The following is a 13044-nucleotide window of genomic DNA, read 5'->3' on the forward strand; positions in this document are numbered from 1 at the left end:
CAAATGAGCATGATTACGGATGTGTATGCACGAGAAGTATTAGACTCCCGCGGGAACCCGACAGTCGAAGTAGAAGTTTATACAGAAACCGGTGCTTTTGGTCGCGCGCTCGTTCCTAGTGGTGCTTCCACCGGTGAATATGAAGCCGTCGAATTACGGGACGGTGGCGACCGTTTTATGGGAAAGGGTGTTTTGCAAGCGGTTGAGAATGTGAACGAGCAAATTGCCCCAGAAGTAGTCGGAATGGACGTAACGGATCAAACTGGTGTTGACAGGCTGCTGCTTCAGCTGGATGGCACGGACAACAAAGAATCACTGGGCGCGAACGCCATCTTAGGTGTATCGATGGCTACCGCCCGTGCAGCTGCAGATGAGGTTGGCATCTCACTTCATGAATATCTTGGCGGGTTTAACGCAAAAACACTTCCAGTGCCAATGATGAATATTTTAAATGGCGGCGAGCATGCTGATAACAATGTTGACATACAGGAATTTATGGTTATGCCGGTCGGTGCCGAGGACTTTCCACAAGCCGTTCGCATGGGGACAGAGATCTTTCATCATCTGAAAAAGGTATTAAAAGATAAGGGCTATAATACGGCTGTAGGAGATGAAGGAGGATTCGCTCCCAACTTAGGATCCAACGAAGAAGCTTTGCAGACGCTCGTCGAGGCGATTGAAAATGCAGGATATACTCCCGGTGAACAAGTAATGCTGGCAATGGACGCGGCTGCCTCTGAAATGTACGAAGATGGAACATACCACTTAAAAGGGGAAGGCGTCACAAAAACGGCGGACGAAATGATTGACTTTTATAAGGAATTGACGGACAAGTACCCGATCATATCGATTGAAGACGGCCTTGATGAAAATGATTGGGACGGCTGGAAAAAGCTGACGGAGGTAATTGGCGATAAGGTTCAGCTTGTAGGGGATGATTTATTCGTCACGAATACAAACAAGCTCTCGCAAGGAATTGAACGCGGTGTCGGAAACTCTATTCTTATTAAAGTTAACCAGATTGGAACGCTCACGGAGACATTTGATGCGATAGAAATGGCAAAACGCGCAGGATATACCGCTGTCATCTCCCATCGCTCTGGTGAGACAGAGGATGCCACAATCGCTGATATTGCCGTTGCTGTAAATGCCGGTCAGATTAAAACAGGAGCGCCATCACGCACGGACCGTGTTGCAAAATATAACCAACTTCTTCGTATTGAAGACGAACTTGGAAGCACCTCTGTTTACCCAGGAAAAAGCGCATTCTACAATCTTAACAAATAATAAGCATCGTTCGGCAGTGCTTGCACGTTTGCCGTTCCTTATGGTAAATTAACCATATGTGACAGGGACGTGGAGGTGTGTAAGGATTGGAAACCTTGCTATATGTTTTACTAATTATCGTATCCGTTAGTTTGATTACAGTGGTTCTGCTCCAGGCCGGCCGCAGTGCAGGATTGTCAGGCGCGATTTCCGGCGGTGCGGAGCAGTTAATGGGGAAACAAAAAGCACGAGGCATAGAGGCGTTTCTTGTGCGGGCCACTGTGGTCTTGTCGGTTCTCTTTTTTCTCTTGACCATACTGCTTGCATATTTTTTATAAACAAGCCTTTGGATAGACAGCGGGATCACTCTTATGATTCCGCTGTTTTTTCATTTATTTCTTGGTAATTAAAGGCTTTTCTAGTAGAAAATAGGGTATATTGAAGAGAGACTGCTACTATTAGATGGTGAAGGAAGAGAAATGATGATTGGTTGTTTATGCCTTCATGGATTTACGGGGTCGCCGTGGGAGGTAGAACCTTTGGCGGAACGATTACGTTCCCAGTTCGGCTGGTTGGTTTATACTCCGGTCCTTCCTGGGCACGGCCCGCAGGAGAAATTAAAAGAAGCTAGTTACAAAGCATGGATATATAAAGCTGACTTGGCAGCACAGGAGTTATTTAAACGGTGTGAGAAAGTGTATGCAGTCGGATTTTCGATGGGGGGAATGCTTGCGGCGTATATCGCGGCCCGCTATCCTCTGGAAAGACTCGTTCTTTTAAGTGCGGCAGCGCAGTACATAGGAGTTGGGCAGTTAATGAAAGATGCGGCTGTGATGATCGAAAACGGAGTAAAAGGAAATATGAAAGATCACCCGTGGCACCCGATTTTTCAGGAAAAAATACAAACACCGCTTCAATCTGTAGCTGAGTTTAGAAAAGCCGTGAAAGCGGTCACTCCCTTTTTACAAGATGTTCGAATCCCCGTCTTTATCGGACAAGGGGCGAATGATGGATTAGTGCCTATAAGAAGTGCCTCTTATCTGTATGAAATGATAGGGGGCACAGCCAAACAGCTTTATTACTATGAACAATCGAAGCACTTTCTCTGTCATGGTGAGAACCAGAGCCAAGTGATAGAGGACGTTGTGAGATTTCTGGATTCAGCATTTCCTCCGTCTGAGATTGTATGGAAAAGCAATATTTAGAACATATATATAGAAAGGAGTTTTTTTTGATGAAAATTGTACCACCAAAACCTTTTACATTTAAAGAAGGGAAACGTGCTGTTCTATTGTTACATGCTTTTACGGGATCCTCTGCCGATGTCCGTATGCTCGGAAGATATTTACAAAAAAGAGGTTATACCTGTCATGCTCCCATTTATAAAGGACATGGAGTTCCGCCGGAAGAATTAATGAAAACGGGTCATCAAGATTGGTGGGAGGATGTAGAAGCAGCTTGGGAAAAGTTGAAGGATGAGGGCTATGAAGAGATTGCTGTAGCAGGCTTATCACTTGGCGGTGCACTCACACTAAAACTTGCCATCGAAAAAGACGTAAAGGGAATAATTCCAATGTGTGCTCCTATGACAATCGAGAAAAATAAAGACCGCCTTTATCAAGGGGTCTTGGAATATGCGAAAGAGTACAAGCAGTTGCACGGCATGAACGAAGACCAAGTAAAAAAAGAAATGGAGGAGTTTAAAAAGCTGCCGTTGGATACTCTTTATTCGATTAATGAGTTAATAGACGATCTCCATCAGCAGCTAAACAAAATTCAAGCACCAGCCCTTATCGTGCAAGGAGCATTAGATCAAATGGTCGAACCAGAAAGCGCTAAAATTATTCACAGAGAGATTTCTTCTACACAGAAGAAATTGAAATGGTACGAACATTCCCATCATGTTATTACGATGGATAAAGAAAAAGACCAGCTTCACGAAGACATCTACGAGTTTTTAGAAAGTCTCGACTGGGGAACAAAGTAAATAAGAAACACTTATTGTAAAGGAGATGAACAAGTGGAACAGGAGCATAAAGACCAATTACTGACTTATATGAAAGAAGAAGCTTCGAAGCCGATGACCGTCGAAGAGATTCAAAACGAGCTGGAAGCTCACAGTGCGGATGAGACAAAAGCCCTAATGAAAACACTGAATGAATTGGAAGAAACAGGGGATATTGTTCGAACACGCAGCAATCGCTACGGTGTGCCTGAAAAAATGAATTTAGTAAAAGGCACCGTACAAATGCATCAACGAGGTTTCGCTTTTATTTTGCCGGAAAATAAAGGGGAAGATGATGTGTTTGTACCGGCAAATGATATCAATGGTGCCATGAACCGTGATACCGTCCTCGTACGTGTGCAGCGAAAAGCTTCCGGAACGAAGCCTGAAGGCACGGTAATCCGTATTCTAGAGCGAGGGACGACAAAGATAGTCGGTACGTATGTGGATCACCGTTCGTATGGCTTAGTGGAGGCGGATGACAAGCATATTACAAATGACATTTTTATCCCACAGGACGCTGAAAATGGCGCGGTGGACGGGCATAAAGTTGTCGTTGAACTGACAAAGTACCCTGAAGGACGTTTTAGTGCGGAAGGGAAAGTCGTGAATATACTCGGCCATAAAAATGATCCGGGTGTCGATATTCTCTCCATTATCCATAAACATGGACTCCCTGGAGACTTTCCAGATGACGTCATCGACCATGCGCACTCCACTTCGGAAAAGATCACGCCAGAAGAGTTGAAAGGGCGCCGTGATCTACGGGAAGAGACGATTGTCACCATTGACGGGGCTGACGCGAAAGATTTGGATGACGCTATTCAAGTAAAAAAGCTGGACAATGGCAACTACCTGCTCGGTGTTCATATTGCAGATGTCAGTTATTATGTCGAGGAGAACTCCCCGATTGATAAAGAGGCGTTTGAAAGGGGAACAAGTGCTTACTTGGTAGACCGGGTCATCCCAATGATCCCACATCGTTTATCGAATGGCATTTGCAGTTTAAACCCCAAAGTGGACCGCTTAACGATTTCCTGTGAAATGGAGATTAACGACAAAGGCAATGTCGTCAATCACGACATCTTTGAGAGCGTTATTCGGTCAACCGAACGAATGACATATAAAGATGTTCGTTTAATTTTAGAAGAAAAAGACGAAGAAGTTCGGGAAAAATATAAAAATCTTGTTCCGTTATTCGAAAGAATGGAAGAGTTGGCGGCAATTTTACGAAAGAAACGCTTCGGCCGTGGGGCGATTGATTTTGAATTTAAGGAAGCAAAGGTGAAAGTAGACGAAGAGGGTAAGCCTGTTGATGTGGTGTTGCTGGATCGTTCCGTGGCAGAACGGTTGATCGAAGAATTTATGCTTGCTGCTAACGAAACAGTAGCCGAGCATTTTCATTGGCTTAAGCTTCCGTTCGTTTACCGCATCCACGATGACCCGGACCCAGATAAATTAAACCGTTTCTTGGAGTTCGTTACGACGTTTGGATATGTCATAAAGGGCGGTGCAAACACGATTCATGCCAGTGCCCTGCAAAAAGTGCTGGATGAGGTAAAAGGGGAGCCGGAAGAGGCCGTAATAAATACTGTACTTCTCCGTTCGATGCAGCAAGCAAAATATGATCCGGAAAACATCGGGCATTTCGGTCTTGCCTCCGAGTTCTATACCCATTTTACTTCTCCAATCCGTCGCTATCCGGACTTAATCGTCCATCGGCTTATAAGAGAGTATTTATTTAAAAAGAAAATGGATAGTAAAAGTCGTGCGGCTTGGAAAGAGAAATTACCTGACATTACCCGTCAATCTTCAGAAAGAGAGCGCAGAGCTGTCGATGCTGAGCGAGATGTGGATGACTTGAAGAAAGCACAGTACATGGAAGACAAAGTTGGCGAAGAATTCACTGGTTTTATTAGCGGTGCCACGAATTTCGGCCTCTTTGTGGAACTTGAGAACACGATTGAAGGCATGGTCCACGTTAGTTATTTAACGGACGATTACTATCATTTCGATGAGCGAGCCTATGCTTTAATCGGAGAGCGTACCGGGAACATATTCCGAATCGGGGATGAAATAGAGGTGCGGCTCATTAATGTCAATGTCGAAGAGGCAGACATTGATTTTGAAATCGTCGGCATGAAAGGAACGAAAAACCGCCGTAAAAAAGAGCGGCCAACTGTTATTGAAGGGGAAAAGCGCCCAAACAGTCAATCAGGACAAGCAAAAGCAAAAAAGGGCCGCCAAAAAGGAAAAAACAAGCCAACGAAGAATAAGCCATTTTATGAGAACGTCCCGAAGAAAAAAGGAAGAAAATAATTGGTTTTAAGAAGGGGAGACTGCAAGTTACAGCAGGACTCCCTTTTAGAGCGTGCTCTTCATTGACGTTTTTTCTGCATGTTTGCTAGTATGAATAAAGAATAGTGCCGTATGAAGAGAACAGGGGTCTCGACGGAAAGAAAGGGAAGAGGAAGAGTGGCTGCAAAAAACGAAGGAAGAGTGATTGCTCAAAATAAAAAAGCACGTCACGATTATTTTATTGAAGAAACAGTAGAAGCAGGCATTGTGTTAAAGGGGACAGAAATAAAAGCGATTCGTGCCGGCCGCATGAATATTGCAGACAGTTTTGCCAGAATCGAAAACGGGGAGCTGTTTATGCATAACGCTCACATTGGCCATTATGAACAAGGCAACCGCTTTAATCATGATCCGCTGCGTACACGCAAGCTGTTGCTGCACCGGCGTGAGATCAATAAGCTGATCGGCCAGAGCCAGCAAGCTGGTTATTCTATTGTGCCTTTAAAGGTGTATATTAAAAACGGTAAGGCTAAAGTGTTAATCGGTCTTGCCAAAGGGAAGAAGAAATACGATAAACGAGAAGCGTTGAAGCAAAAAGATGCAAAACGGGAAATGGACCGCGCCATCCGCCGGCAAATGAAGGGCGAATAGCGCGCATAGACACTTTTCTCGTTAGGGGGATGTCTTTTTTTCTTGCGTGAGATCTTCTTCTCTAATGACAGCGGGCGCGGGAAGCTCCCCTTCCCCTGCACTGTAAAATTCCGGAACTTTACCAGGAATAAACAGCATTCCAACAGGTACAGTCGTCACAACCTTACTAGTATCTGTCGCAAAGGGAATAATTACTTCTACGTCGACTTCTAAATCCAGAGATACTCGGACCCACGTATTGTTAATGCCTTTTTCTGCTATTTCTTCATTCAATTCCACATCTACATCACCAATAGCAGTCAGCTCAATAGGTATTAAAGGACCAATTTGAGCAAGAAGTGCATTATTAGTTGCTCTGCCTAAGGGGATAGCGTAAATGGCACCTTCGTCTCCGCTTGTAGAATGTGCAATAATCCCCGAACTTTCCTCTGGAACCAGTCCGCGCTCCATTTTCGCTAAGTAATGCTGTGCTTCTGTCACTGCGTTCGTGACAACGGTATTATATACTGTCCCGTTAAAGCCGATAGAGGTTATTTCTCCGCGTTCATCTTTTTCTATCTCAATCAGTTCGTTCATATCAACATCCTGTACCGTTCGTGATACAGCGTGGTTAATGGCAGATGTGGCAATCTTTTGTGTTTCCATTGTCGCTATATTGAGCAGAGTTTCAGCTATTTGTTGGTTCACAAGCCAAATGCCTTGCGCAGTTAACAGCAGAAAGATAAAAGTAGAAATAATAAAGGCCTTCTTAAAAGACAACGGTCGATTACTGGGGACGCGAAATCCACGTTTTCTCACTAGGCATCCTCCCTATGCTTCAATGTATGTGAACGAGGAAGCATCTATTCTCGGGAGATGTTCTTGCATTTTAATACGGATGTGTTATACTAAGTATCCAACTTCATAAACGGGGACGACACGGCTTCGACAGGGATAGGTCGAGCTTAAGCCGCGAGCCGAGCTAGGCAGTCTCGAAAAAGGCCTACGCCAATAATAACTGGCAAATCAGAACAAAACCTCGCAGTAGCTGCGTAAGTAGTTAATTGCGGATCCCACTCTCCATCGCCCATGTGGAGTGACCGGGGTCTCACTAATTAGTGGGCTACGCTGTACGGACGCCGTCTGAGGCCGGCAGAAGAGACGAACCAGACTAGCCTTGCAGCAGCCTGTCACTAGGCGAATGCAACGGTGAATGATAATATAGTGACTACGCTCGTAGAAGCTTAAGTGCCGATATCTCTGGACGTGGGTTCGATTCCCACCGTCTCCACCATACATAACAGCGGATCGCCGAATAATGGCAGTTCCGTTTTTTTGTTTTTTCAAGACTTCAACAGGATATGGATGTCGTGTGGAGATGACAGGAATGCTATATATAGGAAGGTGAATTTATAATGAAAAAAGTTCATTCACTGCCAGAGGTGGAACGATTTCTCCTGGAGAAAGGGTTACGCTTCCTTTATGTTACGAATAACAGTTGAAGTGTAGGTCGCGATTTACTTCCTCAGGTGGAGGAGGTTCTAAAACAATTTCCTCATATTCAGATGGCAGCAGTAAGTCTGGAAGAAGTGAAGGAAATAGCTGGCTATCTATCCGTGTTCACGGCACCTGTACTTATTTTGTTCGCGGATGGAAGGGAAATGCACCGAACGGCACGATTTGTTCATCTGAAGACATTTCGTGATCAGATCAAAAAGTTATACGAAACCTATGGATATTAGCACTACCATTGTTTTTGCTATAAACAGAATAATTAAGCCCCCTTCAGAAAAAAATAATAACAACTGGAAAAGGAGGGGAGCTTATGGCCACAGACAAAGGCGAAAATCAAAAAAGACTTAATAGACAAGGTACAACTATTACTCATGAACAGGCAACCGATGCGTTTATGGAAGGTACAGTAGATGAAAAAGTCGCGGATCAACAAGAGCCAGACGGATACATGACACATGATGGGAAGAGATTATTACGAAAGAATGAGGAAAGGTAAAGCAAGAGGGGGAGAAGCATGACGGGTACTAACAACAATAAAATACTTGTCCCAGAAGCAAGAGAAGAATTAAATAAGCTAAAAGCACAAGTGACCAACACAGACAACCCAGACAATGCCAAGTATGAGACAGCCCAGGAGGAAGGCATCCCTTTTTCTAAAGGATACAATGGTGATATGAAAGCGAAAGATGCCGGGAAAATCGGCGGAAACATCGGCGGCAGCATGGTCCGGGAGCTTGTGAAAATGGCAGAAAAACAATTAGATAATAAATAAAAAAAGTAAAGTATTTAAGGGAGGAAAAGTACGATATGATGGAAAATCAATCGCTGCCTTTTGAGCAGTACACAACAGCAAACTTGAATCCTGATATTTTGGAGAAGATCACTACCTTAGAAAAAGAGCTGCAAAGCGATTCGAATCAGGATATTATTCTAATTGCCTATGAAGAAAAATAACAAAGGGAAGAGAATGCAGAAATAAGCTGCATTCTCTTTTCGCTTGTAACAATTAACAGGATAGTAAAAGGCCGACAAGCGAATACTACGCATACACTTTCTTAGAGAAGGAGTGACATATGTGAACGATAAAAAGAAAAACGCACACCATTCAGAACACAATTCGACTTACGCAGACGGCCTTGACGTGGAATTTTCAGAGGCATTGGCTGATGAAGAGGACCATGAAGCCCAAGAACGTGCAAGACGAGCAGATGAAAGAGCAAAGAAAAAAGGATAGGTTTCGGAGGAAAAAATGGCACAAAAGAAATGGGATTTAGTAGCGTTAGCATCCATTCCATTAATGATGACGTTAGGAAATTCGATGTTAATTCCAATATTACCCTTAATGGAGCGCGAAATTGATATTACGCCCTTGCAGTCCAGTCTTATGATCTCCATCTATTCTTTGATTGCTATCGTTCTTATCCCCCTTTCCGGGTATATCTCTGACAAAGTAGGGAGGAAGAAAGTAATTGTTCCAAGTCTTTTTATTGTCGCAGCTGGAGGATTGGTATCAAGCTTTGCTGCTTGGCAAATGGAATCTCCTTACACGGTAATAATGATCGGGCGTTTTTTGCAAGGAGCAGGTGCGGCAGGCGCCTTTCCTGTTGTTCTACCGACTGTCGGTGATATGTTTAAGGAGGAAGAAGAGGTCAGTCATGGGTTAGGAGTAATTGAAACAGCTAACACATTTGGTAAAGTTTTAAGTCCCGTGTTGGGGGCACTTCTTGCTGTTTTGGTTTGGTACATGCCATTCGTTGCCATACCGGTACTGTCGATATTCTCCGCATTGTTAGTTATGTTTTTGGTAAAAGTGCCTAAAGAAACAGACCAAGAAGAATCAACTACACAAAGCTTTCGAGAATTTCTACAAGGAATAAAAGAGACGTTTCAACACAATGGCCGCTGGCTGTTCGCTGTTTTTTTCATCGGTGGGATTGCCATGTTAGTGTTATTTGGTTTTTTATTCCACTTTTCCTCGGTGTTAGAAGAGAAGTATAACATCGACGGGTACGTGAAAGGGTTGCTGCTCGCGATTCCTCTTTTATTTTTATGTGCTGCTTCATATGGAAGCGGCAAGGTGATTGGTGATAATAAAACGAAGATGAAGTGGTTTATCTTTGCTGGAAATAGTATTACAGCAGCGTCTCTGTTTTTCATTAAGGATACGATGAGTATTACGTTATTTATATTATTTTTATCGGGAGCGGGCATTGGGATCGGCCTTACCTTGCCATGTCTGGATGCCTTAATCACCAGAGGGGTAGAGAAAGAGGAAAGAGGATCCATTACCTCTTTTTACACGAGTATGCGATTTGTTGGGGTCGCAGCAGGCCCGCCCCTCATTGCTGTGATGATGAAATACCAACCGGGATGGATTTACTATATGTTAGCGGCAGCTAGTATCATTGCCGTTCTTCTAACCTTCATGGCCATCCGCCCTGAACCTGAAGGAAGGGAAAAACGTACGGCGATGAGGCCCGCTTTTAAAAACTAAGTAATAAGCTTGTTTTTCCTCTTTGGAAAGCAAGCTTATTTTTTAAAAACATGTTTGACATTTCCATTTTTTCATGTAAAATGATAATCGTTATCAATGATAATGAAATTCATTTACACCGATATCCTTGCAAGGATCATTACAAACGTTTGCAGCAGAAAGTTAGGTTTCTTATGAAAAAAAGATATTTGTTCACAGTACTCGTAATACTTTCCTTTGCTTCTGTTTTCATAGGTGTACATAATGTGTCGCCGCTTGATCTGTTTCATTTAACCGACGATCAGGCAGAGGTATTGTTGGTGAGCCGATTGCCGAGATTAGCGAGTATTTTGATTGCCGGAATGAGCATGAGTATTTGCGGGATGATTATGCAACAGCTCAGCCATAATAAATTTGTCTCGCCAACTACAGCGGGAACGATGGATTCCGCACGGCTTGGAATCCTTGTCTCCCTTATGGTCTTCACAAGTGCATCACCACTTGTTAAAGCGGGCATTGCCTTTATTTTTGCCTTGCTCGGCACCTTTATTTTTATGCGAATATTAGACAGGATCAAATTGAAAGATCCCGTATTCATACCGCTTGTTGGCTTGATGTTTGGGAGCATTATCAGTTCCGTCACGACCTTTTTTGCTTACAAAAATGACTTAATTCAAAACATTGGTTCCTGGCTGCATGGAGACTTTTCACTTATCATTCAAGGGCAGTATGAACTCATTTACATAAGTGTACCGATTCTCATCATTGCATTTTTGTTTGCGAACAAATTCACAGTAGCAGGGATGGGCGAAGAATTTTCCGTCAACTTGGGACTGAGCTATAAAAAAGTAGTGAACCTTGGACTGACAATCGTGGCAGCAGTGACAGCAGTTGTCATTTTGACAGTTGGCATGATCCCGTTTTTAGGATTGATTGTTCCCAACATTGTTTCGATATTTCAGGGTGATCATGTGAAAAAGAGTATTATCCAAACTGCTCTTTTAGGTGCGTCATTCGTGCTGTTCTGTGACATTTTAGGCCGTCTTATCATCTATCCCTATGAAATATCGATTGGGCTCACCGTCGGAGTGCTTGGCAGCGGCATTTTTATTTACTTGTTGTTGAGGGGAAAAGCCTATGAAAATTAAGGCAAAACTTATTATCTTAGCTATTGTGGCCGCCGCTGTTGTTGCAGTTTTTATGTTTCAAGGATTAGGAAGTAACTTAGATTATATTCTTCCAAGCCGCGGCAAGAAGGTGCTTGCCATCATCGTTACTGGTGCGGCTATTGCCTTTTCAACTGTTATTTTTCAAACGATCACGAACAATCGGATTTTGACACCAAGTATCATCGGGCTGGATTCACTCTATTTACTCGTCCAGACGGCTATCATATTTTTTGCAGGATCTAACACGGTTACGATTATTAACAAAAATGTTAATTTTTCCGTGTCCATCGTAATCATGATGCTGTTTGCCCTTCTTCTTTATCAATTGCTCTTTCGCGGGGAAGGCAGAAATATCTACTTCCTGTTACTGGTCGGGTTAATATTCGGCACTTTCTTTGAGAGCTTGTCTTCCTTTATGCAAATGCTTATCGATCCAAATGAATTTCTGATTGTCCAAGATCGAATGTTTGCAAGCTTTAATAATGTTTCGACCGATCTTCTCGGATTGTCAATCATTTGCATGTTGATCGTTTCCTTTTACTTTAAGCCGTTTGCTAAATATCTTGATGTTTTGGCACTAGGAAAAGAACATGCCATTAACTTGGGAATTAAGTACGACTATGTAGTAAAAAGGCTGTTGATTATTATCGTGATATTAATCTCGATTTCGACAGCACTCGTTGGTCCGATTACGTTCTTAGGGCTATTAGTTGCTAATATTGCGTATGAGTTTTTAAAAACACACCGCCATAAACCACTTATCATCGGCGCAATCTTAATCAGTATTATCGCATTGATCGGAGGCCAGCTCATCGTTGAAAGAGTTTTTACTTTCGCAACTACAATCAGTGTTATTATCAATTTTGCCGGCGGGGTTTACTTTATTTACCTGCTGCTAAAGGAGAGTAAGACATGGTAAAAGTGAAAAACATTTTCAAAAAATACGGTAACAAGAATGTCGTTGAAAATGTATCCGTGGAAATTGAAAAAGGAAAAATCACTACTTTTATCGGCCCAAACGGCGCAGGAAAAAGTACGCTTTTATCGATGGTCAGCCGTTTGATAGCGAAAGACAGTGGTGAAGTGCTTATTGATAATGAAGAAGTAGGGGCAGCTTCCAGTAAAGAACTGGCAAAGAAGATGTCAATCTTAAGACAGTCTAACTTTCTTAATGTCCGTTTAACGGTAGAGGATTTGGTTGCATTCGGTCGCTTTCCATATTCTCAGGGGAAGTTGAAAGAGGAAGACTGGCAGCATGTCGAAGAAGCTATATCCTATATGGAACTTGAAGAAATGAGACATAAGTTTTTGGATCAATTAAGCGGCGGTCAGCGCCAGCGGGCCTTTATCGCGATGGTGATCGCACAAGATACCGAATACATTCTGTTAGACGAACCGCTTAATAACTTGGATATGAAACATTCCGTTCAAATCATGAAGGTCCTCCGTCAACTCGTTGATGACCTCGGTAAGACAGTTGTCATCGTTATTCATGACATAAACTTCGCCTCCTGCTATTCGGATTATATTGTCGCAATGAAAAATGGCCAAGTTGTACGGGAAGGAAGCACAGAGGAAATCATTAACCGCGATGTACTTAAAGAAATTTATGATTTGGATATGACCATTCAACATATTAACAAACAAAAAATTTGTATGTATTTTGCTTAAAAAAAGCTACATTACAA

The 13044-nt window shown here is 42.9% G+C and carries 15 protein-coding genes and 1 other RNA gene; 15 read left to right on the plus strand and 1 reads right to left on the minus strand.

What is annotated here, in order from left to right:
• The first annotated feature begins 3 nt into the window (after positions 1-3).
• From eno to smpB, 6 genes are all read left to right on the plus strand, one after another.
• Positions 4-1287, plus strand: a complete 1284-nt coding sequence (eno, locus tag LOR49_RS02095) for a phosphopyruvate hydratase (protein WP_240374450.1) — start codon at positions 4-6, stop codon at positions 1285-1287.
• An 86-nt stretch (positions 1288-1373) separates the two neighbouring features.
• Positions 1374-1604 (plus strand): preprotein translocase subunit SecG, encoded by a 231-nt coding sequence (secG, locus tag LOR49_RS02100; protein ID WP_240374451.1) that lies wholly within the window; start codon positions 1374-1376, stop codon positions 1602-1604.
• Positions 1605-1748: 144 nt separating this feature from the next.
• Entirely contained in the window at positions 1749-2471 is a 723-nt protein-coding gene (locus LOR49_RS02105; RefSeq protein ID WP_275899493.1) for an alpha/beta hydrolase, read from the plus strand.
• A gap of 29 nt (positions 2472-2500) precedes the next feature.
• The gene (locus tag LOR49_RS02110; RefSeq protein WP_240374453.1) at positions 2501-3253 is read left to right on the plus strand and encodes an alpha/beta hydrolase; all 753 of its coding nucleotides are present in this window, start codon (positions 2501-2503) and stop codon (positions 3251-3253) included.
• A 33-nt stretch (positions 3254-3286) separates the two neighbouring features.
• A complete protein-coding gene (rnr, locus tag LOR49_RS02115; RefSeq protein WP_338021109.1) occupies positions 3287-5590 on the plus strand; it encodes a ribonuclease R in 2304 nt (767 codons plus the stop codon).
• A gap of 156 nt (positions 5591-5746) precedes the next feature.
• Positions 5747-6220, plus strand: coding sequence for an SsrA-binding protein SmpB (gene smpB, locus LOR49_RS02120; RefSeq protein ID WP_420830387.1), 474 nt, complete (start codon positions 5747-5749; stop codon positions 6218-6220).
• Between the two features lie 21 nt (positions 6221-6241).
• On the opposite strand, the gene yunB is transcribed toward smpB, so the two are convergent.
• Positions 6242-7018, minus strand: coding sequence for a sporulation protein YunB (yunB, locus tag LOR49_RS02125; RefSeq protein ID WP_240374455.1), 777 nt, complete (start codon positions 7016-7018; stop codon positions 6242-6244).
• Positions 7019-7129: 111 nt separating this feature from the next.
• Between yunB and ssrA the strand changes: the two genes are divergently transcribed.
• From ssrA to LOR49_RS02170, 9 genes are all read left to right on the plus strand, one after another.
• Positions 7130-7493, plus strand: a transfer-messenger RNA (tmRNA) gene (gene ssrA, locus LOR49_RS02130).
• Positions 7494-8024: 531 nt separating this feature from the next.
• Positions 8025-8210 (plus strand): YozQ family protein, encoded by a 186-nt coding sequence (locus tag LOR49_RS02135; protein WP_240374456.1) that lies wholly within the window; start codon positions 8025-8027, stop codon positions 8208-8210.
• Positions 8211-8228: 18 nt separating this feature from the next.
• Positions 8229-8486 carry an alpha/beta-type small acid-soluble spore protein gene (locus LOR49_RS02140; RefSeq protein WP_240374457.1) on the plus strand — a complete coding sequence of 86 codons (258 nt, stop codon included), beginning with the start codon at positions 8229-8231 and terminating at the stop codon, positions 8484-8486.
• A 35-nt stretch (positions 8487-8521) separates the two neighbouring features.
• Entirely contained in the window at positions 8522-8668 is a 147-nt protein-coding gene (locus LOR49_RS02145) for a hypothetical protein (RefSeq protein WP_240374458.1), read from the plus strand.
• A 121-nt stretch (positions 8669-8789) separates the two neighbouring features.
• The gene (locus LOR49_RS02150) at positions 8790-8948 is read left to right on the plus strand and encodes a YfhD family protein (protein ID WP_240374459.1); all 159 of its coding nucleotides are present in this window, start codon (positions 8790-8792) and stop codon (positions 8946-8948) included.
• A gap of 15 nt (positions 8949-8963) precedes the next feature.
• Complete coding sequence (locus LOR49_RS02155) at positions 8964-10208, plus strand: bacillibactin exporter BcbE (protein ID WP_240374460.1); 1245 nt, start codon at positions 8964-8966, stop codon at positions 10206-10208.
• Positions 10209-10381: 173 nt separating this feature from the next.
• Positions 10382-11335, plus strand: a complete 954-nt coding sequence (locus LOR49_RS02160; protein ID WP_240374461.1) for an ABC transporter permease — start codon at positions 10382-10384, stop codon at positions 11333-11335.
• Positions 11325-12275 carry an iron chelate uptake ABC transporter family permease subunit gene (locus LOR49_RS02165; RefSeq protein WP_240374462.1) on the plus strand — a complete coding sequence of 317 codons (951 nt, stop codon included), beginning with the start codon at positions 11325-11327 and terminating at the stop codon, positions 12273-12275. The genes LOR49_RS02160 and LOR49_RS02165 overlap by 11 nt, the downstream gene beginning before the upstream one ends.
• On the plus strand, positions 12269-13027 hold the full coding sequence (locus tag LOR49_RS02170) for an iron ABC transporter ATP-binding protein (protein ID WP_240374463.1): 759 nt from the start codon (positions 12269-12271) through the stop codon (positions 13025-13027). Before LOR49_RS02165 ends, LOR49_RS02170 begins: the two co-directional genes overlap by 7 nt.
• The last annotated feature ends 17 nt before the right edge of the window (positions 13028-13044 follow it).

The sequence above is a fragment of the Bacillus piscicola genome (genome assembly GCF_022458745.1).
Classification (GTDB): domain Bacteria; phylum Bacillota; class Bacilli; order Bacillales; family Marinococcaceae; genus Alteribacillus_A; species Alteribacillus_A piscicola.

Bases quoted from the DNA above. Each gene is read 5' to 3' on its own strand.
- LOR49_RS02105 (WP_275899493.1), top strand. From the start codon at position 1,749: ATGATTGGTTGTTTATGCCTTCATGGATTTACGGGGTCGCCGTGGGAG.
- LOR49_RS02140 (WP_240374457.1), top strand. From the start codon at position 8,229: ATGACGGGTACTAACAACAATAAAATACTTGTCCCAGAAGCAAGAGAA.
- LOR49_RS02110 (WP_240374453.1), top strand. From the start codon at position 2,501: ATGAAAATTGTACCACCAAAACCTTTTACATTTAAAGAAGGGAAACGT.
- LOR49_RS02135 (WP_240374456.1), top strand. From the start codon at position 8,025: ATGGCCACAGACAAAGGCGAAAATCAAAAAAGACTTAATAGACAAGGT.
- LOR49_RS02145 (WP_240374458.1), top strand. From the start codon at position 8,522: ATGATGGAAAATCAATCGCTGCCTTTTGAGCAGTACACAACAGCAAAC.
- LOR49_RS02155 (WP_240374460.1), top strand. From the start codon at position 8,964: ATGGCACAAAAGAAATGGGATTTAGTAGCGTTAGCATCCATTCCATTA.
- LOR49_RS02160 (WP_240374461.1), top strand. From the start codon at position 10,382: ATGAAAAAAAGATATTTGTTCACAGTACTCGTAATACTTTCCTTTGCT.
- eno (WP_240374450.1), top strand. From the start codon at position 4: ATGAGCATGATTACGGATGTGTATGCACGAGAAGTATTAGACTCCCGC.
- LOR49_RS02165 (WP_240374462.1), top strand. From the start codon at position 11,325: ATGAAAATTAAGGCAAAACTTATTATCTTAGCTATTGTGGCCGCCGCT.
- LOR49_RS02170 (WP_240374463.1), top strand. From the start codon at position 12,269: ATGGTAAAAGTGAAAAACATTTTCAAAAAATACGGTAACAAGAATGTC.